20 protein-coding genes are annotated in these 21104 nt (G+C 66.7%); 12 read left to right on the top strand and 8 right to left on the bottom strand.

The features are described from left to right. Positions 1-35: 35 nt before the first annotated feature. Together G6N32_RS01725 and G6N32_RS01720 are read right to left on the bottom strand one after the other, a co-directional pair. Complete coding sequence (locus G6N32_RS01725) at positions 36-1082, bottom strand: aspartate-semialdehyde dehydrogenase (RefSeq protein ID WP_115317622.1); 1047 nt, start codon at positions 1080-1082, stop codon at positions 36-38. Positions 1083-1084: 2 nt separating this feature from the next. Beyond that, positions 1085-2350 (bottom strand): aspartate kinase, encoded by a 1266-nt coding sequence (locus G6N32_RS01720; protein ID WP_115317623.1) that lies wholly within the window; start codon positions 2348-2350, stop codon positions 1085-1087. Positions 2351-2445: 95 nt separating this feature from the next. Between G6N32_RS01720 and G6N32_RS01715 the strand changes: the two genes are divergently transcribed. Beyond that, positions 2446-3099 carry a nitroreductase family protein gene (locus tag G6N32_RS01715; protein ID WP_115317624.1) on the top strand — a complete coding sequence of 218 codons (654 nt, stop codon included), beginning with the start codon at positions 2446-2448 and terminating at the stop codon, positions 3097-3099. On the opposite strand, the gene G6N32_RS01710 is transcribed toward G6N32_RS01715, so the two are convergent. Next, entirely contained in the window at positions 3040-3483 is a 444-nt protein-coding gene (locus G6N32_RS01710; RefSeq protein ID WP_115317625.1) for a hypothetical protein, read from the bottom strand. The genes G6N32_RS01715 and G6N32_RS01710 overlap by 60 nt on opposite strands. Positions 3484-3617: 134 nt before the next feature. Here G6N32_RS01710 and G6N32_RS01705 point away from each other — a divergent pair, with 134 nt between their 5' ends. The 7 genes from G6N32_RS01705 (at position 3618) to G6N32_RS01675 (ending at position 11065) form a co-directional block, all read left to right on the top strand. Continuing rightward, a complete protein-coding gene (locus tag G6N32_RS01705; RefSeq protein WP_115317626.1) occupies positions 3618-4871 on the top strand; it encodes an ammonium transporter in 1254 nt (417 codons plus the stop codon). 94 nt (positions 4872-4965) lie between these two features. Further along, positions 4966-6273, top strand: a complete 1308-nt coding sequence (glnT, locus tag G6N32_RS01700) for a type III glutamate--ammonia ligase (RefSeq protein WP_115317627.1) — start codon at positions 4966-4968, stop codon at positions 6271-6273. 20 nt (positions 6274-6293) lie between these two features. Further along, on the top strand, positions 6294-7187 hold the full coding sequence (locus G6N32_RS01695) for a class II glutamine amidotransferase domain-containing protein (RefSeq protein WP_115317628.1): 894 nt from the start codon (positions 6294-6296) through the stop codon (positions 7185-7187). Continuing rightward, positions 7175-7897, top strand: coding sequence for a GltB/FmdC/FwdC-like GXGXG domain-containing protein (locus tag G6N32_RS01690; protein WP_115317629.1), 723 nt, complete (start codon positions 7175-7177; stop codon positions 7895-7897). Before G6N32_RS01695 ends, G6N32_RS01690 begins: the two co-directional genes overlap by 13 nt. After that, the gene (locus G6N32_RS01685) at positions 7898-9232 is read left to right on the top strand and encodes an FMN-binding glutamate synthase family protein (protein ID WP_115317630.1); all 1335 of its coding nucleotides are present in this window, start codon (positions 7898-7900) and stop codon (positions 9230-9232) included. Further along, a complete protein-coding gene (locus G6N32_RS01680) occupies positions 9229-10416 on the top strand; it encodes an NAD(P)/FAD-dependent oxidoreductase (protein WP_115318903.1) in 1188 nt (395 codons plus the stop codon). The genes G6N32_RS01685 and G6N32_RS01680 overlap by 4 nt, the downstream gene beginning before the upstream one ends. Continuing rightward, positions 10391-11065, top strand: a complete 675-nt coding sequence (locus tag G6N32_RS01675; protein ID WP_163789077.1) for a type II toxin-antitoxin system RelB family anti-toxin — start codon at positions 10391-10393, stop codon at positions 11063-11065. Before G6N32_RS01680 ends, G6N32_RS01675 begins: the two co-directional genes overlap by 26 nt. Here the strand turns inward: G6N32_RS01675 and G6N32_RS01670 are convergent. After that, complete coding sequence (locus G6N32_RS01670; protein WP_115317632.1) at positions 11037-11921, bottom strand: hypothetical protein; 885 nt, start codon at positions 11919-11921, stop codon at positions 11037-11039. The genes G6N32_RS01675 and G6N32_RS01670 overlap by 29 nt on opposite strands. Before the next feature lie 192 nt (positions 11922-12113). Between G6N32_RS01670 and leuA the strand changes: the two genes are divergently transcribed. Together leuA and G6N32_RS01660 are read left to right on the top strand one after the other, a co-directional pair. Beyond that, positions 12114-13991 carry a 2-isopropylmalate synthase gene (leuA, locus tag G6N32_RS01665; protein WP_232077437.1) on the top strand — a complete coding sequence of 626 codons (1878 nt, stop codon included), beginning with the start codon at positions 12114-12116 and terminating at the stop codon, positions 13989-13991. Between the two features lie 29 nt (positions 13992-14020). Then, positions 14021-14407: an SHOCT domain-containing protein gene (locus G6N32_RS01660; protein ID WP_115317633.1), complete on the top strand. Its 387-nt coding sequence runs from the start codon at positions 14021-14023 to the stop codon at positions 14405-14407. A 31-nt stretch (positions 14408-14438) separates the two neighbouring features. On the opposite strand, the gene G6N32_RS01655 is transcribed toward G6N32_RS01660, so the two are convergent. The 3 genes from G6N32_RS01655 to G6N32_RS01645 form a co-directional block, all read right to left on the bottom strand. Next, positions 14439-14648 (bottom strand): hypothetical protein, encoded by a 210-nt coding sequence (locus tag G6N32_RS01655; protein WP_115317634.1) that lies wholly within the window; start codon positions 14646-14648, stop codon positions 14439-14441. Between the two features lie 119 nt (positions 14649-14767). Beyond that, positions 14768-17083 carry a putative bifunctional diguanylate cyclase/phosphodiesterase gene (locus G6N32_RS01650; RefSeq protein ID WP_232077435.1) on the bottom strand — a complete coding sequence of 772 codons (2316 nt, stop codon included), beginning with the start codon at positions 17081-17083 and terminating at the stop codon, positions 14768-14770. Positions 17084-17124: 41 nt separating this feature from the next. Further along, the gene (locus tag G6N32_RS01645; RefSeq protein WP_115317636.1) at positions 17125-18114 is read right to left on the bottom strand and encodes a DEDDh family exonuclease; all 990 of its coding nucleotides are present in this window, start codon (positions 18112-18114) and stop codon (positions 17125-17127) included. 89 nt (positions 18115-18203) lie between these two features. Between G6N32_RS01645 and G6N32_RS01640 the strand changes: the two genes are divergently transcribed. Then, positions 18204-19448 (top strand): Mur ligase family protein, encoded by a 1245-nt coding sequence (locus G6N32_RS01640; RefSeq protein ID WP_172507219.1) that lies wholly within the window; start codon positions 18204-18206, stop codon positions 19446-19448. After that, positions 19441-20154, top strand: a complete 714-nt coding sequence (locus tag G6N32_RS01635) for a type 1 glutamine amidotransferase (RefSeq protein ID WP_264028839.1) — start codon at positions 19441-19443, stop codon at positions 20152-20154. Before G6N32_RS01640 ends, G6N32_RS01635 begins: the two co-directional genes overlap by 8 nt. An 82-nt stretch (positions 20155-20236) precedes the next feature. Here the strand turns inward: G6N32_RS01635 and G6N32_RS01630 are convergent, their stop codons facing one another. After that, the gene (locus G6N32_RS01630) at positions 20237-21082 is read right to left on the bottom strand and encodes a type IV toxin-antitoxin system AbiEi family antitoxin (RefSeq protein ID WP_115317638.1); all 846 of its coding nucleotides are present in this window, start codon (positions 21080-21082) and stop codon (positions 20237-20239) included. Positions 21083-21104: the final 22 nt, after the last annotated feature.

The raw sequence follows: 21104 nt of genomic DNA, 5'->3' as shown, positions 1-21104 counted from the left end.
GTCACGCCCAAACTCACGTTTCGGCGCAAAGCGGATCAGAGCTCGGCGGCCAGCAGCTCGGCGATCTGAATCGTATTGAGGGCAGCACCTTTTCGGAGGTTGTCCCCCGAGAGGAACAGCGCAAGGCCACGACCGTCCGGTACGCCGGGATCCTGGCGGATCCGGCCGACCAGGGTCTCGTCCACCCCGGCGGCGGCCAGCGGCGTGGGCACGTCGACCAGCTTCACACCAGCCGCGCCGTCGAGCAGCGCGGTAGCGCGCTCCGGCGAAATCGGCTGAGCGAATTCGGCATTGATCGACAGCGAGTGCCCGGTGAACACCGGCACCCGCACGCACGTACCAGACACCGCCAGCTCCGGGATCCCGAGGATCTTGCGGGACTCGTTGCGCAGTTTCTGGTCCTCGTCAGTCTCCCCGGAGCCGTCGTCGACCAACGAACCGGCCAGCGGCACCACGTTGAAGGCAATGGGCGCAACATATTTCACCGGAGCGGGGTAGTCCAGCGCCGACCCGTCGTGCACAAGTTCCTCGACACCGTCGATGACCGCGCGGGCCTGGGTGGCCAGCTCGTCGACGCCGGCCAGGCCGCTGCCGGATACCGCCTGATACGTGGAGGCGATCATCCGGACCAGTTGCGCTTCGTCGTGCAGCACCTTGAGCACCGGCATCGCAGCCATGGTGGTGCAATTCGGGTTGGCGATAATGCCTTTGGAAAGGGATCGAGCGCGATTTCCGACATCTCTTGCGAAGTTCACCTCGGACACCACCAGCGGCACTTCTGGGTCCTTGCGCCACGCCGACGAGTTGTCGATCACCACAACACCGGCAGCAGCGAACCGCGGCGCCTGCACCCGCGACATCGTCGCGCCTGCCGAGAACAACGCGATGTCCAGGCCGCTGGGATCGGCGGTCTCGGCGTCCTCGACCTCGATCTCCTGGCCGCGGAACGGCAACTTCTTGCCGGCCGAGCGGGCCGAGGCGAAGAACCGCACGCTGGTCACCGGGAAGTCGCGCTCCTCGAGCAGGGTGCGCATCACCTGGCCGACCTGGCCGGTGGCTCCTACAACACCGATCGCGACCATGACTACCGCCCTGTTCCCGCGTAGACGACGGCTTCTTCCTCACCGCCGAGGCCGAATGCCTCGTGCAGCGCGGCGACCGCCGTGTCCAGCTCAGTGTCCTTGACCAGCACCGAGATTCGAATCTCGGAGGTCGAAATCAGTTCGATGTTCACCCCGACCTTGGCCAGTGTCTCGCAGAACGTCGCGGTCACGCCGGGGTGGCTGCGCATGCCCGCGCCCACCAGCGACACCTTGCCGATGTGGTCGTCGTAGAGGACCTTGGTGAAGCCGATCTCACCCTGCAGCGCGGAGAGCTTCTCGACGGCGGTTGGGCCGAGGTCGCGAGGGCAGGTGAAGGTGATATCGGTCTTGCCGTCCTCGACCTTCGAGATGTTCTGCAGCACCATGTCGATGTTGACGTCGGCGTCGGCGACGGCGCGGAACACCATTGCCGCGTAACCGGGTACGTCGGGCAGACCGACAACGGTGACCTTGGCCTCGCTGCGGTCGTGGGCAACTCCGGTCAGGATGGCGTCTTCCATGGGGATGTCCTCGATAGATCCTGTGACAATCGTGCCGGGCCTGTCGGTGTACGACGACCGGACATGAATCGGAACGTTGTAGCGGCGGGCGTATTCCACGCAGCGGAGCATGAGCACCTTCGCGCCGCAGGCCGCCATCTCGAGCATCTCCTCGAAGCTGACGGTGTCCAGACGGTGCGCGTTGGGCACGATGCGCGGATCGGCGGTGAAGATGCCGTCGACATCGGTGTAGATCTCGCAGACATCGGCGTGCAGGGCGGCAGCCAAAGCGACAGCGGTGGTGTCCGAGCCACCGCGGCCCAGCGTGGTGACGTCCTTGGTGTCCTGGCTGACGCCCTGGAAGCCGGCCACCAGAACGATCTGTCCCTCGTCGAGGGCCGACCGCAACCGGGTGGGTGTGACGTCGATGATCTTGGCGTTGCCGTGGGTGCCGGTGGTGACGACGCCGGCCTGCGAGCCGGTGAAGCTGCGGGCTTCGGCGCCCAGCGATTCGATGGCCATCGCGACCAGCGCGTTCGAGATCCGCTCACCGGCGGTCAGCAGCATGTCCAGCTCGCGGGCGGGCGGTGCGGGGCAGACCTGCTTGGCGAGGTCCAGCAGTTCATCGGTGGTGTCGCCCATCGCCGAGACGACCACGACGACGTCGTTGCCGGCCTTCTTGGTTTCGACGATGCGCTCGGCGACGCGCCGGATCCGGTCGGCATCGGCCACCGAGGATCCGCCGTACTTCTGCACGACGAGCGCCACTGTCTGCCCTTTCGAAAGAGTGGGATGTCGGCTCTAAGGATAAGGGGTCGCAGCACCTGCTTTTTCCTCCCCGATCGGGGCGTAACGTCGCGGCGGTGCCTGACCAACCCGTGGACCGCCACGCCCGGACCCGGGTGCCGATCCACCCGCCGATCGCCGCGCGATGGAGTCCGCGGGCCTTCGCCCCCGAGGCGGAGGTCACCGCAGAGCAGCTGATCGCGCTGCTCGAGGCCGGTCGCTGGGCAGCGACTTGGGGCAATCGCCAGCCGGTCCGGTATGTCGTGGGCCTTCGCGGTCAGGACGGGTTCAGCACCCTGACCGGCCTGTTGCGCCGCGGCAACAGCTACGCCCAGGCGGCCGGCGCGCTGATCCTGGTCTGCGCCGACCAGGGCGAGGACGAGCGCACGGCGCTCTACTCTGCGGTCGATGCGGGTGCGGCCATCGCGAATCTGTCCGTCGAAGCGGTCGCCCAAGGCCTCATCGTGCATCCGATGGCGGGCTTCGACGTCGACGGCGCCCGCACCGCATTCGGCCTGCCGGACGGGCTGCGTCCACTGGCGGTGGTTGCCGTCGGCGCACTGGGCGATTACGCGCAGGTGGCACCGGAGATCGCCGAACGCGACGGCCGGCCCAGGGAGCGTCTGCCGCTCGAGCAGATCGTGCTCAACTGGTCAGGAGCATGGCCGTCGTCAGGAGCAGGTCTTCCGGAGCTCGCCGAGCTTGGCGACGATCCGGTCGTTGAGCAGTGACATCTCGTAGACCTGGGGCGGTGCCGGTGCGCCGGGCGCACGGTTCTGGGTCTGAGACCGCAACGTCGGCAACCCACTGACGAACTGATTGGCCAGCTGTGCCACCTCGGTGGCCTGGGCGGCCAGGCTCGGATCGGTCACCTTTTGCGCCCGCTCGGCCAGGCCGTCGGCCCAGTCTTTGTACGCGGTGTCCTCGGCAACGGTCGGCACGCCTTCGTTGCCCTTGGAGTCGATCTTCGCGGCCTGGGAGCGGCTGAAGTCAAGGAAGTCGATCACCGGCTTGCACTTCTCCGGCGGCCCGTCGAACCACTTCGAGTAGATCGCGAAGCCGACCGCGATGACCACCACGGTAATGGTGAGGACCCAGCGCGGACGTCGGTGCATGGTCGCCCAGCGTAGCGAAGCGTCAAACGTTTAACGCGGCGGCAACACCACGAGGGTGTCTACGTAACAGAAACATCGTTCACTGCCGGTGAACGGCCCAACCATGGACGGGCCGCCCACCCGCAGGAGATTAGATGGATACAGGGACCACAGCATTCATGCTGTGTTGCATCATCGGGCTGACGATGATGATCCCGGGCCTGGCGCTGTTCTACGGCGGCATGGTCTCGGTCAAGAGCTCCACCAACATGATGATGATGACGTTCGGCGCTGTGGCCATCGTCGGCGTGCTCTGGATTTTGTTCGGCTTCTCCATGACATTCGGGACGTCCTATGGCGGATTCGTCGGCAGCCTGACCGAATTCGCCGGGATGAAGAATCTGCTGGAGTCACAGACCACGATCTCCGGTCTGCCGGTCAGTCTGTTCGCGTTGTTCCAGGCGCTGTTCGCCGCGATCACCGTCGCACTGATCTCCGGTGCGGCGGCCGACCGAATGAAGTTCGCAGCCTGGATGGTCTTCGCAACCCTGTGGGCGGTCCTCTGCTATTTCCCCGTCGCGCACTGGGTGTTCGCGTTCAACGGCGTCGTCACCCCGGACGCGGTCGGCGGCTGGATTGCCAACAACCTCAAGGCGATTGACTTCGCCGGCGGCACCGCGGTGCACATCAACGCCGGTGCAGCCGCACTGGCTGTGGCCATCGTGCTCGGCAAGGGCGCCAGCTGGGGCAAGCTGCGCAAGCCGCACAACGTCCCGCTGACACTGCTCGGTGCCGGTCTGCTGTGGGCCGGCTGGTATGCGTTCAACGGCGGTTCGGCTCTGGCTGCGGGCAATTCGGCGGCCATCGTCATGGTCACCACGTTCGTCGCCACCTGCGCCGCCACGCTCGCCTGGCTGGCGGTGGAGAAGTTCAAGGACGGCCACGTCACCGGCGTCGGTGCGGCGGCGGGTGCCATCACCGGCCTGGTCGCGATCACCCCGGCCTGTGGTTCGGTGACACCGGTCGGCGCGATCATCCTCGGCCTCGTCGCGGGCGCCATCTGCCCGTTCGCCGTGGGCCTCAAGGAGAAGTTCGGCTATGACGATTCGCTCGACGTCGTCGGCGTGCACCTCGTCGGTGGTGTCATCGGCACCCTGCTGATCGGCTTCCTGGCCAGCGACACCATGCCGAACAAGGTCAACGGCTTCTTCTACGGCGGCGGTTTCGACCAGCTGTGGCGACAGGCCGTGGCGGCGGGCGCGGTGATGATCTATTCGTTCGCGATCGCATTCGTCATCGCATGGGCCATCAAGAAGACGATGGGCATCCGCATCTCCTCCGAAGAAGAGGAGAAGGGTATCGACACCCACGTCCACCGCGACCCGGCGTACGAGCTCGAGTACGCCTGATGAGGACTCGAGCCGGGCGCGGCACCTCCTTCCCCCGCCCGGCTCGAGCCCCTCGCGTTTCTCTCCCCATTGATCAAAGAGCTTGTTGGAGAACATGTCTGCCACCCTCGCTGAGCTGGCCGAGGCCTCAGCAACCAAGTTCATCCTCGCGCTGTTCGTCGACCTACGCGGAAAGCCCTGCGCCAAACTGGTTCCCGTCGAGGCCGTCGATCTATTAGCCACCGAGGGAGTCGGCTTTGCCGGATACGCCGTCGGCGCGATGGGCCAGGAGCCCAAAGACCCTGACCTCATGGCGATCCCCGACCCCGAGTCGTTCACCCCGATCCCATTCATCAAAGACGGCCTGGCGATCGTGCACTGCGATCCGCACGTCGAGGGCCGGCCGTGGCCGTACGCGCCCCGCGTCATCCTCAAGTCATTGATCCAGCGCGCCGCCGACGCGGGCTTCGAGCCCTGGGTCGGCGCGGAGGTCGAATACTTCCTGCTGACCCGCGGCGCAGACGGAACACTGGCCACCGCCGACACCGCGGACACCGCGGCGCAGCCGTGTTACGACGCCCGCGGTGTCACCCGGATGTACGACCACCTCACCGCGATCTCGACCGCGATGAACACCCTGGGCTGGTCCAACTACGCCAACGACCACGAAGACGGCAACGGCCAGTTCGAGCAGAACTTCCAGTTCGCCGACGCGCTGACGACCGCCGACCGGGTGGTGACGCTGCGCTACCTGCTGTCGATGATCGCCGCCGAGCGCGGCATGGTTGCCACGTTCATGCCCAAACCGTTCTCCGATCGAACCGGCAGCGGCTTGCACCTGCACCTGTCACTGACCAGCGGCGGAACGCCGGTGTTCCCCGAGGAGTCCGACGATCGCGGCCTGGGCCTGTCGCCGACCGCGTATGCGTTCATCGGCGGCATCCTCGACCACGCCTGCGCCCTGCAGGCCGTCGTCGGTCCAACGGTGAACTCCTACAAGCGAACCGGCGCGTTGACGACGGCCTCCGGGGCCTCCTGGGCTCCACGCCTGCCCACCTACGGCGGCAATGACCGCACCCACTACATCCGGGTGCCGGACTCCGCGCGGGTCGAGTTGCGCGGCGGCGACGGATCGGCCAACCCGTATCTGGCCATCGCGGCCGCGCTCGGCGCCGGTATCGACGGAATCAAACGCAGCACCGACCCCGGCGCGATCGGCAACACCGACGGCCGCACGGCCCTGCCACCGACCTTGCTGCACGCCGTCGAAGAGTTCGAGGGTGACCCGGTGGTCACCGGTGTGCTCGACACCGTCGGCGACGGCGTTGCCCGCTACTTCGCCGGCATCAAGCGTGACGAGTTCTTCGCCTACCACAGCGCGGTCAGTCCGTGGGAGGTCGACCAGTACCTGACCGCATTCTGACCCCCGAGGAAGGAACAACCATGTGTGGGATCGTGGGTCTGCACCTGCGCAACCCCCAGCTGTACCCCCGGCTCGGCGAACTGTTGACCGGCATGCTGTGTGAAATGTCCGACCGAGGAAGCGATTCCGCCGGAGTGGCGGTCTATGGCGATCCACGGTGGTCGCCCCCGGGGAAGGGCACCGTCTCGGTGCTCGACGTGGACGACAGCCCCGACCAGATGGCCGAGGCGCTGCATGCGGCGCTCGGCGAGGTATCGGTGCACCGCGTCGACGAAACACTGCTGGTCTCGGCTGATGTCGCGCCCGAGACGCTGCACGCGGCGATCACCGCGCACTATCCGCATGCGCTGATCGCGGGGTTCGGCGCAAATCTGGCTGTGCTCAAGGGAGTCGGGCACCCGACAGCCCTCACCGAAGCGTGGGGGCTCGCTCATGCGCAGGGCTGGCAGGGGGTGGGCCACACCAGGATGGCCACCGAGTCGGCGGTGATACCGGCCGGTGCGCACCCGTACGCGGTGGGCCCGGACCAGTGCCTGGTGCACAACGGATCATTCGCCAACCACGCCACCATCCGCCGCGACCTCCGGGCCCAGGGTGTGGTCTTCGACAGCGAGAACGACACCGAGGTGGGGGCGCGCTTCGTGGCAGACCAACTCGCCCGGGGCCGCGATGTCGAGACCGCGCTCAAGGAGTTATGTGCCACCTTCGACGGCTTCTACACGCTTCTGGTGTCCAACCACGATTCGTTCGCCGTTGTCCGGGATGCGATCGCCTGCAAGCCGGCCGTGATCGCCGAGACCGACGACTGGGTGGCCATGGGCAGCGAATACCGCGCCCTGGCAGGGCTTCCCGGTGTCGAGAAGGCCGTCATCTGGGAGCCCGAACCGGAGGTGGTGTACGCATGGACGAGGTGATCCGACGGGCAGGAGCGCAGCGACCCGGGGATCCAACACAGTTCGATTTGGCGTCCACGCCGCTACGCGAGGTCAACGCGGCCCTGCACGCGCCGGGCTTGTCCGGTGAGTTCGCGATCACCAATCCCGCCGGCGCGCATAACGTCGCGGTAGGCCTCGACGCCCCGGTCCGTGTGCGGATCGACGGTCACGTCGGCTATTACGCCGCCGGGATGAACAAACAGGCGGAGGTCATCGTCGACGGCAACGCCGGGACCGGGGTGGCCGAGAACATGATGAGCGGCACCGTCTGGGTCAAGGGGAATGCCTCCCAGTCGGCGGGCGCCACCGCACATGGCGGCCTGCTGGTGATCGAGGGCAATGCCGCTGCGCGGTGCGGAATCTCGATGAAAGGAGCTGACATCGTGGTGGGCGGCAGCGCCGGACATATGAGCGCGTTCATGGCCCAGGCCGGCCGGCTGGTGATCCGCGGCGATGCCGGTGAGGCACTCGGCGATTCGATCTACGAGGCGCGCCTCTACGTTCGCGGCGAGATCGCCTCGCTCGGGGCCGACTGCGTTGCCAAGGAGATGCGCGCCGAGCACCACGAAGAACTCGGCCGCCTGCTCAAGGCCGCCGGATTCGAAGACGACGACACCAGCTCCTACACCCGATACGGCTCGGCACGCCAGCTCTATCACTTCCACATCGACAACGCAGAAGTGTACTAAATGACCTACGCAGAAGATGACCGCGCCCGCCTCGGCCTGCGCGAGTCAGCGACGTTCGACCGGGCCACGATCGCGGGTATTCAACGAGCAGCCGAAACCGGCATCTACGACATCCGCGGCTGGGGCGCCAAACGCGCACTCCCCCACTTCGATGACCTGCTGTTCCTCGGCGCATCGATGTCGCGCTACCCGCTGGAGGGCTATCGCGAGCGGTGCGGCACCGACGTCGTGCTCGGCGATCGCCACGCCAAACATCCACTGCACCTGGATATTCCGGTGACGATCGCGGGCATGTCGTTCGGCGCACTGTCCGGGCCTGCCAAGGAGGCGCTCGGGCGCGGTGCCAGCGAGGTCGGCACTTCGACCACCACGGGTGACGGCGGCATGACTCCCGAAGAACGCGGGCAGTCGAAATATCTGGTCTATCAATATCTTCCGTCGCGGTACGGGATGAACCCCGACGATCTCCGCAAGGCCGACGCCATCGAGGTGGTGCTCGGTCAGGGCGCCAAGCCTGGCGGTGGCGGAATGTTGCTGGGGCAGAAGATCTCCGAACGGGTGGCAGGTATGCGCACCCTGCCCCAAGGCATCGACCAGCGCTCCGCGTGCAGGCACCCGGACTGGACCGGGCCCGACGATCTGACCATCAAGATCAACGAGCTGCGGGAGCTCACCGACTGGGAGAAGCCGATCTACGTCAAGGTCGGCGCCACCCGCACCTACTACGATGTGAAGCTGGCGGTGGCAGCGGGGGCCGACGTGGTCGTGGTCGACGGCATGCAAGGTGGCACCGCAGCCACCCAGGACGTGTTCATCGAGCACGTTGGCATCCCGACGCTCGCCGCGGTTCCGCAAGCGGTGCAGGCACTCTCTGAGCTCGGGGTGCATCGGAAGGTGCAACTGATCGTGTCGGGGGGGATTCGCACCGGCGCGGACGTCGCCAAAGCCATGGCCCTGGGTGCCGACGCGGTGGCGATCGGTACCGCGGCACTGATCGCGCTGGGCGACAACGACCCGAAGTATGCCGCAGAATACGAAAAGATCGGCAGCGCAGCCGGTTTCTATGACGATTTCCAGGACGGTCGCGACCCGGCCGGAATCAGCACCCAGGATCCCGAGCTTGCGGCCCGCCTCGACCCGATTGAGGGCGGTCGCCGCCTGGCCAACTATCTGCGGGTGCTGACGATGGAGGCTCAAACCATCGCGCGCGCGTGCGGTAAGGCCCACCTGCAGCACCTGGAACCCGAGGACCTCGTCGCGGTGACCATCGAAGCAGCGGCGATGGCGCGGGTTCCGCTGGCGGGGACGTCGTGGATTCCCGGGGCGGGGCTGTGACCGAGACCGCCGACGTCGTCATCGTCGGTGGCGGCATCGAGGGGTGTGCCGCCGCTTGGGCGCTGAGCCAGCGCGGAATCACCGATGTCGTTGTCCTCGAACGCAATACCGTCGGTTCCGGGATGACCGGCAAGTCCAGCGGGATTGTGCGCTGCCACTACGGCGTGAGTTCCCTGGCCGCGATGGCAACCGTCGGCCTGGAGGTGTTCGAAAAGGCCGACGAGATCTTCGGTGACGACATCGGTTTCCGCCAAACGGGGTACGTCGTCGGTGTCGGCGAACCCAACGTCGACTCCTTGCGCAGCAGCATGGCCGCGCAGCGAGCGGTCGGCGTGCAGACCGAGGAGATCGACGCCGCTGACGTGGCCCGGCTGTGGCCGTGGGCCGACCTGTCCCCGTTCGCCGCATTCGGGTGGGAGGCGCGCGGCGGATACGGCGACGCCTACCAGACCGCCCAGGCGTTCGCCCTCGCCGCCCGGGCGAGCGGAGTACGAATCCGCCAGGGCGCCACCGTCACCGGCCTGCTCACCAACGGCGACGCCGTCACCGGGGTGCAGCTGGCCGACGGAACACAGATCAGCGCGGGCAGCATCGTGGTCGCGACCGGCGTGTGGACACAACCCTTCCTGGCGCCCTACGGCGTCGACGTGCCCATCCGGGTGGTCCGCGAGCAGATCGTGATGATCTCGCCCGGCGTCGATCTGGGACCGGTTCCGGTGTTCTCCGATCTGGTGTCACTGCAGTATGTACGCCCCGAGGTCGGCGGTGACGTGCTGTTCGGCAACAGTGACCTCTCCGATGTGCTCACTGCCGATCCCGACGACTACCTGAACCGGGCCACCGAGGACTTCATCGACCTCACCGTCGACAAGGTGGGCACCCGATTTCCCGGCTTCGCCGACGCGGCCATCACCTCGAGCTACGCCGGGTGTTACGACGTCACCCCGGACTGGAATCCGGTCATCTCCGCCGGCGGGCGGGACGGGCTGTTCGTGGCCGCCGGCTTCAGCGGCCACGGGTTCAAGATCGCGCCGGCCGTCGGGCGGCTGGTCGCCGACCTTCTCGTCGACGGTCGCAGCAGCGATCCGCGGATACCCGAGACCGATTTCCGGCTGTCCCGATTCGCTGAGGGGGACTTGCTGAAGAGCCCGTACCCGTATGTGGGTGCGGGCCAGATGCGATAGTGCGCTTGTGACCGATCTGCTGCGCAACCAGTCGGGTACCGCCCGCGATCGCGACCCACATGAGCCGGTCGCGGACCTGGAGATCGAGACCGCGATCGCCCGCAACGTGCGGCAGTTACGCCAGCAGCTGGGCCTGTCCGTCGCCGACATGGCGACCAGGGTCGGCATCTCGAAGGCGATGATGAGCAAGATCGAGAACGTCCAGACCTCGCCGAGCCTGTCCACTCTGGCGTTGTTGGCCAAGGGTTTCGACGTACCGGTGAGCACGCTGTTCCGTGGCGCCGACGTGGAACGGCCGGCAGCCTTCGTCAAAGCGGGTACCGGCGCGCGGATCGTGCGCAACGGCACGAAAGCCGGTCACGAGTACGAACTGCTCGGATCTTTGCGGGGCGAGCACAAGCGGCTGGAATGCCTGCTGGTCACACTGTCGGAGAAGAGCACGACCTATCCCCTGTTCCAGCATCCCGGCACCGAATTCATCTACGTACTCGAAGGTGTCATGGACTACGCGCACAGCCGCTCGGTGTACCGGCTGCATCCCGGCGATTCACTGCAGATCGACGGTGAGGGCGCGCACGGTCCGGCGGACCTGATCGAGGTGCCGATCCGGTTCCTGTCGGTTATCGCGTTTCCCGATTCCCAGGTCTAGCCGACTGGCCTTTGCCGTCCGAGCTCACCTTTCGGGCGCCGGAACCGGCGGCTGCGCGCGTCGCGCTGGGCCGCTTGCCGCCGGAAACGACGGTCTTCTGCGTACCGGGAACCAGCTGTGGCCGACGGCTCTGGCCGACGGCCGGAGTCCCGCCGTCCGACGGCGAAGCGGCGACGGACGGAGCTGACTGCCCGGACTGCTTCGGTGCGCTGGCCGCGGCGGGCTGCGGGGACTCGGCAGGCGGCACGATCTGAAGCGCTTTGGCGATCGACGGTCCGATCGACAGCAGGTAGCCGAGCGGGCCGGGATTCAGCAGTCCGAAGGCCAGCTGGAACAGCGGGGTGGAGCAGCAGTTGAACGCGGTGTTGAGGAAGACGGCAGGCGCATCGATGAACGCCTGCAGCACGGTCTGCGGGGTGGACGGATACTTGGCGGTGTCGGCGATCAGCTGCACGATCATCACGCCGGGCGCGATGAACGGACCGATGAGGGTGAGCGGCGCCATCACCGCGAGGGTGCCGATCACGCCGGCCACCGCCGCGGCGTGATCGCCCATCGTCTGCACGATCTTCGCGGGGGTGCCCCCGTCCTGCCCGACCAGCCAGTGCGAATAGGTGGTGAAGTTCTTGGCCACCTGGGTCAGGATCGGCGCGGGCGGATAGTTGACGACCAGCGACACGAGATTGGCTATATCGGCCGCGACATTGGTCTGCAGGGTCTGCCACGCGCCGGTGAGGGCGACCGGCGCGACCTGCGCAGTCGGCGCCGGATGGGTGGGCAGTGGCGCCAGCGCGATGGTCGCGGCGGCGGTCAGCGACACCCCGGTCGCAAGGATGGAGCGAACACTCAATTCCACGAACAACCCCCGATCACGGCTTCCGGCGCCGTCAATTTACCCTGCCAGCGAAGTCTTGGTTCTGGTATTGAGCTCGCGCTTTGGCCTGGTGGGGCAACCGGAGTACAGTACCGATTTGTGCAGCGGGTGCTCCTCCTCGGACGCCGCGACGGGGTCTGATCCAGACTGGCTTCCCGTCGCGGGTGTTTCGCGATGCGCCGGTCTGAATCCAATCCAAGACACCCGGAGCCAATCGTGACCACCCACAAACCGTCCTTTGATTCAGTGGACGCCTACGTATCTGCCCGCACCATCTCCACCCCAGCCGGCCCGCGACGCGACGGCCAGCCTTCCTGGAACACCCAGCGCAACTCGTCGATGCCGGTCGACCGGTACCGCCGGTTCGCCGCTGAAGTCGAACCCGTCACCTTGGCCGACCGCACGTGGCCCGACAAGGTCATCGAGCACGCACCGCTGTGGTGTGCGGTCGACCTGCGCGACGGCAACCAGGCCCTGATCGATCCGATGAGCCCGGCCCGCAAGCGCCGCATGTTCGAGCTGCTGGTCAACATGGGCTACAAGGAGATCGAGGTCGGTTTCCCTTCGGCCAGCCAGACCGATTTCGACTTCGTCCGCGAGATCATCGAGCAGGGTGCGATCCCTGACGACGTCACCATTCAGGTGCTGACGCAGTGCCGCCCGGAGCTGATCACCCGGACCTTCGAGGCCTGCGCAGGAGCGCCGCGAGCGATCGTGCACTTCTACAATTCGACGTCGATCCTGCAGCGCCGCGTGGTGTTCCGGGCCGATCGCGAGGCCGTCAAGAAGATCGCCACCGACGGCGCCCGGCTGTGCGTCGCGGAGGCGGCGAAATATCCCGACACCCAATGGCGATTCGAGTACTCCCCCGAGTCCTACACGGGCACCGAGTTGGAGTACGCGGTCGAGGTGTGCAACGCCGTAGCCGAGATCGTGCAACCCACCCCGGACGTGCCGCTGATCGTCAACCTGCCCGCGACCGTCGAGATGGCCACCCCCAATGTGTATGCCGACTCGATCGAGTGGATGCACCGGCACCTGACCCCGCGAGACTCGATCATCCTGAGCCTGCACCCGCACAACGACCGCGGAACCGCCGTCGCCGCAGCAGAATTGGGCTACCAGGCCGGTGCCGACCGGATCGAAGGTTGCCTGTTCGGCAACGGTGAGCGCACCGGCAACGTCTGCCTGGTGACGCTGGGACTGAACCAGTTCTCCCGCGGTGTGGATCCGCAGATCGACTTCTCCAACATCGACGAGATTCGTCGCACCGTCGAGTACTGCAATCAGCTGCCCGTGCACGAGCGCCACCCGTACGGTGGCGACCTGGTGTACACCGCGTTCTCCGGCAGCCACCAGGACGCCATAAACAAGGGCCTGGATGCGATGAAAGTCGCTGCCGACGAGGCGGATTCGGACGTCGACGACATCCTGTGGCAGGTCCCGTACCTGCCGATCGACCCCAAAGACGTCGGTCGCACCTACGAGGCCGTCATCCGGGTCAACTCGCAGTCCGGCAAGGGCGGCGTCGCCTACATCATGAAGGCCGACCACGGACTGGTGCTGCCGCGCCGGCTGCAGATCGAGTTCTCCCAGGCCATCCAGGCCATCACCGACGGTGAGGGCGGCGAGGTGTCGCCCAAGGAGATGTGGGACGCATTCGCCGACGAATACCTGTCCCCGATCCGGCCGTTGGAGCGCATCCGCCAGAAGGTGGTCGGTGCCGAGGTCGACGGCGGCACCGACGTCATCGAGGCCGTCGTGAAGATCGACGGCACCGAGACCGAGATCACCGGACAGGGCAACGGACCGCTGGCCGCGTTCGTCGACGCCTTGGGCACAGTCGGTTTCGACGTCAGCGTGTTGGACTACTCCGAGCATGCGATGTCGGCCGGCGAGGAGGCCGCCGCGGCCGCCTACGTCGAGGCGTCCATCGGCGGGCGCACAGTCTGGGGCGTGGGCATTGCGACGTCGATCACGACGGCATCGTTGCGAGCCGTGGTCTCCGCGGTGAACCGCGCCGCCCGAATCGGCGCCATCCCAACAACTTAACGTTCTCCCGACGACTTGAGGAGTAGGTCATGGACTGGGGTTCGACGTGGGATTTCCTCTGGCACTTCTTGATCATCTTCGCCTGGATCGCCTACCTGCTGGTGCTGTTCCAGATCCTGGTGGACCTGTTCTGGCGTGACCACACCACATCCGGCTGGATCAAAGCCGTCTGGGTGATCTTCCTGATCGTGTTCCCATGGCTGACCGCGCTGGTCTACTTGATCGCACGCGGTCAAGGCATGACCGAACGCGCGCGCGAAGCCGCGATGGCCGCGAAGAAGGACACCGACGCGTACATCCGCGAGGCTGCCGGACGTTCTCCGGCACAGGAGATCGAGCACGCCAAGCAGCTCTTGGATGCCGGGACCATCTCCGAGCAGGAGTTCGAGTCACTGAAGGCCAAAGCTCTCAGCTAGTCGCACTGCACGACGAGGGTGCCCGTGGCGCTCAGCGCACCGCGGGCACCATCGTCGTGGTCACGGCCCCGGAAACCTCCGCCGGCGGCGGCGGGGTGGGGGTGGGGAATTTCGACTCTTGCCCCGAATCGGCGGTGGTGTGCGTGGGGGCGCCCGCGTCGGCACCGCCGGTGACGGCGAACAGCGCGAGCATCGCGATTGCCGCAGCACCGATCATCGCGGTGAGTGTCTTGTTGTTCATCTGAAGCCTCCTGCCAACAATGCTGTCAGTGGCCCCAACTCGACGGTACGCCAACATATTTCGCCGAAAGCCTCACCTCAGGGTGTTGGGTACAGATACACAGGATTCTGCGAGGGTCGCTACGGTCTTGCTTGGGCCGCCACCAGAGCCGAGACCTCGGCGGAGGAGATCGGCATCGAGAAGTAGTAGCCCTGTCCGATGTCACAGCCGTGTTCGCGCAGCCATGAGGCGGTTTCGGCGTCCTCCACCCCTTCGGCGACCACCGTGATCCCGAGGTTGTGGGTCAGATCGATCACGGCGCTGACCACCGCCGCAGCCCTGGCGTCCGTCGCGACCGAGGCGATGAAATGCCGATCGAACTTCACCTCGTCGATCGGCAGATCCCGCAGGTAGCTCAAAGCTGAATAGCCGCTGCCGAAGTCGTCGATCGCGATCCGGATCCCGTCGTCGCGCAGCTGCTGCAGCACACCGGTTACCCGGCCTACCTCGTCGAGCATCAAGTCCTCGGTGATCTCGATGGTCAGCAGTCCGGGCGACAGATTCCGTTCCTGCAGTAGCCGCCGTACCGTGTCGGGCAGTCGCGCGTCGCGCAGCAGGGGCGCGAACAGGTTTACCGCCACCGGGATGTCCAATCCCATCGACACCCACCGAGCGCAGTCGTCGAGCACCTTCCGGAACACCAGATCGGTGACCGGCCGCATCAACCCGTGTCGCAGGATCAGCGGCATGAATGCCCCCGGCCGAAGCACATTCAGCCTCGGATGCGGCCACCGCAGCAGCGCTTCCACACCCGTGATCCGGCCGGTTTCGAGGTCCAGCTTGGGCTGATAGACCATGTCGAGGCCGCCGCGATCGATCGTGCGTCGCAGTTCGCCGAGGAGCCGGACCTGTTCGGCTCCGCTCTTGGCCGACCGGGGTTCACCGTCACGGGCCAGCTCCTCGATGTCCGGATCGAGCAACGTCATGTCCGCACTGAAGGTGTGCACCATCGAGTTGCGCGACCGCTTCGCGAAGTACATCGCGGTGTCGGCACGCTTCACCAGATCCTCTGCGGTGATGTCGTTGTCCGTCAACGACGTAACGGCCATTCCCGCGCTCGGCCGCATCAGGACTTCGTGCCCGTCGATCAGGAACGGGGTGTCGAATGCGGCGATCACGCGCTCGCACACCAGGTGCGCATCGTCAACGTCGCCCTCGAGCAGCAACGCGAATTCGTCACCGCCGAGCCGTGCCACGGTATCGCCGGCGCGAAGACACCCTGCGATGCGTTCGCCGACGCGGATCAGCAGGCTGTCGGCCGCTGGATGACCCATGCTGTCGTTGATCAACTTGAAGTCGTCGAGATCCAGCGACAACACTGCGACGCACCGATTGTCGCGGCCGCGCAACGCCATTGCGTGCGCCAGCCGATCCTGGAACAACGTGCGATTGGCGAGGCCAGTCAACGGATCGCGCAGCGCCTGATCGGCCGCAGCCGCGAGCAATCGCCGGTTCTCCCAGCCCGAAAGTACCTGCCGAGCGCAGATGAGGGTCATCAAAATGGGAACGAGGACCCGCAGCAGACCGGTCATGACGATCGCAGGCGCCACGGTGCCTGCGATGAGCAGCGGCACATAAGGCAGCCACAACGCGATCGAGGATTGCGGTACCGGCGTCGGCGGGACCGGTGGGCGCGGCCTGCGGCTCAACAGCGCGGCTGCACCGAAACACGACATGCCCAGTACCCAACCAATACTGGTGATGTGCCCCGGGTGATACCGGTTGGAGCCCTGCAGGACTGCGAACGCGACTCCGGAGAACGCCATGAGCGTGACCCCGCCCATCAGAAGCCACATCACGATGCTGTTGCCCGCACCGGACCGGACGACGAACACCACCGCCCCGACGAACACGAACAGGATGAACAGCGGGTACAACAGGGCGCGGCCCTGCTCGGCGGGACCCACTCCGGTGGCTTGATACACGTTGCCCAGCACCACCACCCACAACACAAGGAACAACGACGTGGCGACGATCAGCGCGTCGAACAGCAACCGGATACGTGAGCCCTGCGTGGGTTCGGCCGGGAATTGCAGGAAAGCGACCGGGGCCAATACGACAAAGACCAGGTACAGGAAGTCCGCGGGCGACGGGAACAGACTGCGTTCCAACACCAGAGTCAGGTACGCCCGCGTCAGCTCGCCCAGGGTCCACGCCGCCAAGGCGATGGCCATGGTGGTCCAGGCGAGGCGGTTTCGTCCGTGGGCCGCACGCGCCGCGACGACTGCGCACACCGCCGCGTACGCGCCGAACGCGGCGAAAGCTATGCCGTCGACGATGCGGACGGCATCGTCACCGCCCCAGTTGAGAGCGAAACCCAAAGCGAGCAGCAGACAGCTGAGCGCCGAGATGAGGATGGGCACGCCCGACTGCAGCATGCTCCTGCGATCGTCCACGGCATCATCACCTCGGTGGACGATGCTAACGGTGCGACCAGTTAGAAAAGGGCGAACTGCTGACCCTGGTCGACCGAGGGTGCGAAGTCGTCCAGTCCGGTGCCATTGGCCACTGAATCGACCGAATCCATGAACTGCCGGTCGGAGACCACCGGCACTCCGAGTTCCCGGGCCAGATAACCCTTGCCCTGTTCGGGTGTGCGCTCATTACAGATGACCAGCGACGTCTCGGGATCGACGGCATCGGAGTAGGCGAGCCCGGCGTGGATGATTCGCTCCACGAGCTCTTCGTGGGTGCGATCCACCTCGGCCGACAGCGCGACCCGCATACCCTGCACCAGTGGCGCACCCCGCCGGTACGGCCCCGGATTCAGGTAGGGGCATGGCATCCGGGACGCCAGCATCTTCAACGGCCGCAGCTCGTCGTGCGTGACCCTGCCGTTCGGCCAGCGGCGCCGGGTCACCGGCCGCACCGGCAACCACACCTCGCGTTCGCGGGCCCGCTGCAACGCCGGGCTCAACACCCGGGACAGCACCAGGGCGTCGTCGAAGGCATCGTGTGCGCGGGTCTGAGGCACCGCCCAGTGCCGCGCCAGCGTCTCGAGCCGCAGGTTGTCCAGTCCGAGGTCGAGGCGGCGAGCAAGCTCGACGGTGCACATGACGGAGTCGACGGGCAGCGCGGTGTCGGCGAGCTCAGCCTCGCTGGACAGGAACGCGTAGTCGAACGCGACGTTGTGGGCGACCAGCGTGCGGCCGTGCAGGAGATCGATGACATCGGGCGCGATGTCGGCGAACGTCGGCTGATCTTCCAGCATTTCCGCGGTCAGGCCGTGAATGTGGGTGGGGCCGGGATCGACGCCGGGATTGAGCAAGCTGACCACGGAGTGCTCGACGCGGCCTTCGGGATCCAGCGCCAACGCGGCGAGGCTGATGACCCGGGCGTGGCCCGGCCGAAAACCGGAGGTCTCGACGTCAACCACGACCCAGCCGTCCCCCGGCTCGCGGGCTGGTCGACCCCAGGTGTGGCTCACACAGTCAGGATGGCACGCAGGTCCGACAGTCCCCGGGACATCGAATCCGTGTCGGCCCGCCCGTCATTTCACGCATAAACTGCCTTCCGATGCCCAGGCCGACCATGACACTGCGGGGGCGCGCCGCGCTGGCCGCCGGATCCGCCGCGCGCTGGGCTTCCCGGGCGACCGGGCGCGGTGCCGGCGCCATGATCGGCGGCCTCGTCGCGATGACATTGGACCGCTCGATCCTGCGCCAACTCGGGACCGGGCGGCGCACCGTCGTCGTGACCGGCACAAACGGCAAATCCACCACCACCAGGATGACCGCGGCCGCGTTGGCGACGCTGGGGCCGGTGGCGACCAACGCGGAGGGCGCCAATATGGACGCCGGGCTGGTGGCCGCGCTCGCCGGCACCCGCGACGCGGCGCTGGCCGCCCTCGAAGTCGACGAGATGCACGTGCCGCACGTCGCCGATGCGGTGGACCCGGCGGTGATCGTGCTGCTGAATCTGTCCCGCGATCAGCTGGACCGGGTGGGTGAGATCAACCACATCGAGCGCACGCTGCGGGCCGGGCTGGCCCGCCACCCCGATGCGATCGTCGTCGCCAATTGCGACGACGTCCTGATGACCTCGGCGGCCTACGACTGTCCCCGGGTGGTGTGGGTGGCCGCGGGCGGCGGCTGGGCCAACGACTCGGTCAGCTGCCCGCGCAGCGGCGAGGTGATCGTCCGCGACGGGGTGGACTGGTATTCGACAGGTACTGACTTCACGAGGCCCAGCCCCCAGTGGTGGTACGACGACGCCAACCTGTACGGACCGGACGACCTGGTGGTGCCGATGCGGCTCTCGCTGCCGGGCACGGTCAACCGCGGCAATGCCACCCAGGCGGTGGCCGCCGCGGTGGCGTTGGGTGCGGACCCCGCAGCTGCGGTGGCCGCCGTCTCCCGGGTGGACGAGGTCGCCGGCCGCTACCAGACCGTGCCGATCGGTGAGCACACCGCGCGCATCCTGCTGGCCAAGAATCCGGCCGGGTGGCAGGAGGCGCTGTCGATGGTCGACCGAAGCGCCGACGGGGTGGTCATCGCCGTCAACGGTCAGGTGCCCGACGGGGAAGACCTGTCCTGGCTGTGGGACGTCAACTTCGAGCACTTCGAGGACGTGCCCGTGGTCGCCGCCGGTGAGCGGGGAACGGACCTGGCGGTGCGACTCGGTTATGCCGGTGTCCGTCATACGTTGGTGCACAACACGATTGATGCGATCGTCTCGTGCCCGAAAGGTCACGTCGAGGTGGTGGCGAATTACACGGCGTTCCTACAGCTGACGCGGACACTCGGGAGGATGCGTGCCTGAGACCGTGCGGATCGGGCTGGTGCTGCCCGATGTGATGGGCACCTATGGTGACGGCGGCAATGCCGTCGTGTTGCGTAAACGGTTGCAGCTGCGCGGGATTCCGGCTGAGATCGTCGAGATCACGTTGGCCGACCCGGTGCCCGACTCGCTGGATCTCTACACCCTCGGCGGCGCCGAGGACTACGCGCAGCGACTGGCCACCAAGCACCTTCTGACGCATCAGGGTTTGCAGCGGGCGGCCGGCCGCGGCGCTCCGGTGCTCGCGATCTGTGCGGCGATCCAGGTGCTCGGCCACTGGTATGAGACGTCGGCCGGTGAGCGGGTCGAGGGGGTTGGCCTGCTGGATGTGACAACCTCGCCGCAGGAGAAGCGCACGATCGGCGAGGTGGTGTCCACACCACTGGTCGACGGGTTGTCCCAGCCGCTGACAGGTTTCGAAAACCACCGCGGCGGAACCGTTTTAGGCCCTGACGCCCGTCCACTGGCGACGGTCGTCAAGGGCGCGGGCAACCGCGACGGCGACGGATACGACGGCGCCGTACAGGGCAGCGTGGTCGCGACCTATCTGCACGGACCGTGCCTGGCCCGCAATCCCGAGCTGGCCGATCTACTGCTGTCGCGGGTGGTCGGACCGCTGGAGCCGCTCGAGTTGCCCGAGGTCGAGCAGCTGCGCCGCGAGCGCCTCGCCGCCCCCCGCCGGATGTAGTGCCTTAGTTCCCTGGCGCCCCCTGCGCCGAGATTGAACTCACGCAGACGAAGTGCGAGTACACCCCTGCGTCAGTTCAATCTCACGGACGCCAGCCGCGGGCCGTCAGAGCGTTTCGAACTCGCGTGATCACGTCGGCGGGTTCGTCCTCGTTGATGACGCGCACGACCGCCCAACCCATCCCCGCGACGAGCCGCGACCTCTTCTGATCCCAGACGTACCGGTCTCGGTTACTGCGATGCAGGTCGCCGTCGTACTCCGCAGCCACCATGTAGTCCTCCCATCCCATGTCCAGCATCGCGATCAGACCCCAGTTGTTCTGGACAGGAATCTGAGTCGTCGGCGCCGGAAGCCCAGCGTCGACCAATAGGAGACGCAACCACGTTTCCTTCGGTGACGCCGCACCGCGGTCGACCAGAGGCAAGACCTCGCGGAGCCTGCGCACGCCTCTGGCTCTCGGATACCGCTTGGCGAGGAGCAAGACCTCGTCGTTGGACAACACGATGGCGCGTGACAACGCGTCCAACCGCGCGATTGCTTTGTGGCGCGGCAAGTATCGGCCGAGATCGAAGGCCGTTCGGGCCAGCGTGGTGACCGGTAGCCCCGCGATACGGGTCACCTCGTCGTTGCCGAGCGTTTCGTTGCGCACGATGAGCCCGCTCGGCGGGCGGCCGTTGTTCCAGAACAACTCGATGGGCTCGTCGTCACTCACCCATTGCGCGCCATGCAGAGCTGCGGCTGCCGCACCGGCGATGACAGCGCGTCTGCGCGACCACAGCCAGGCGGCAACCGTGCGATCGCGCAAGGATTGCGCCTGCCCCCGCGCGCGATAGACGTCAGGCAGCAGCCGCTCGTGGAACCGCTGCAGTCCATGGCGGGTCAAGGCACCGCTTGCGACGGCTTCGCTGCCGAGGAACACCTCACCCATCGGGTCAGCATGGTGGGCGCCA

This window comes from Mycolicibacterium aichiense, from assembly GCF_010726245.1.
In the GTDB taxonomy this organism is placed as follows: Bacteria; Actinomycetota; Actinomycetes; order Mycobacteriales; family Mycobacteriaceae; genus Mycobacterium; species Mycobacterium aichiense.
This window is presented reverse-complemented; position numbering and strand designations above follow the sequence as displayed.

What these genes read in the sequence shown, in the direction of transcription:
- G6N32_RS01725 (WP_115317622.1), bottom strand. Translation starts at nt 1,082, where the DNA reads ATGGTCGCGATCGGTGTTGTAGGAGCCACCGGCCAGGTCGGCCAGGTG.
- G6N32_RS01710 (WP_115317625.1), bottom strand. Translation starts at nt 3,483, where the DNA reads ATGCACCGACGTCCGCGCTGGGTCCTCACCATTACCGTGGTGGTCATC.
- G6N32_RS01705 (WP_115317626.1), top strand. Translation starts at nt 3,618, where the DNA reads ATGGATACAGGGACCACAGCATTCATGCTGTGTTGCATCATCGGGCTG.
- glnT (WP_115317627.1), top strand. Translation starts at nt 4,966, where the DNA reads ATGTCTGCCACCCTCGCTGAGCTGGCCGAGGCCTCAGCAACCAAGTTC.
- G6N32_RS01695 (WP_115317628.1), top strand. Translation starts at nt 6,294, where the DNA reads ATGTGTGGGATCGTGGGTCTGCACCTGCGCAACCCCCAGCTGTACCCC.
- G6N32_RS01690 (WP_115317629.1), top strand. Translation starts at nt 7,175, where the DNA reads ATGGACGAGGTGATCCGACGGGCAGGAGCGCAGCGACCCGGGGATCCA.
- G6N32_RS01685 (WP_115317630.1), top strand. Translation starts at nt 7,898, where the DNA reads ATGACCTACGCAGAAGATGACCGCGCCCGCCTCGGCCTGCGCGAGTCA.
- G6N32_RS01675 (WP_163789077.1), top strand. Translation starts at nt 10,391, where the DNA reads ATGTGGGTGCGGGCCAGATGCGATAGTGCGCTTGTGACCGATCTGCTG.
- leuA (WP_232077437.1), top strand. Translation starts at nt 12,114, where the DNA reads ATGCGCCGGTCTGAATCCAATCCAAGACACCCGGAGCCAATCGTGACC.
- G6N32_RS01660 (WP_115317633.1), top strand. Translation starts at nt 14,021, where the DNA reads ATGGACTGGGGTTCGACGTGGGATTTCCTCTGGCACTTCTTGATCATC.
- G6N32_RS01655 (WP_115317634.1), bottom strand. Translation starts at nt 14,648, where the DNA reads ATGAACAACAAGACACTCACCGCGATGATCGGTGCTGCGGCAATCGCG.
- G6N32_RS01640 (WP_172507219.1), top strand. Translation starts at nt 18,204, where the DNA reads ATGCCCAGGCCGACCATGACACTGCGGGGGCGCGCCGCGCTGGCCGCC.
- G6N32_RS01630 (WP_115317638.1), bottom strand. Translation starts at nt 21,082, where the DNA reads ATGGGTGAGGTGTTCCTCGGCAGCGAAGCCGTCGCAAGCGGTGCCTTG.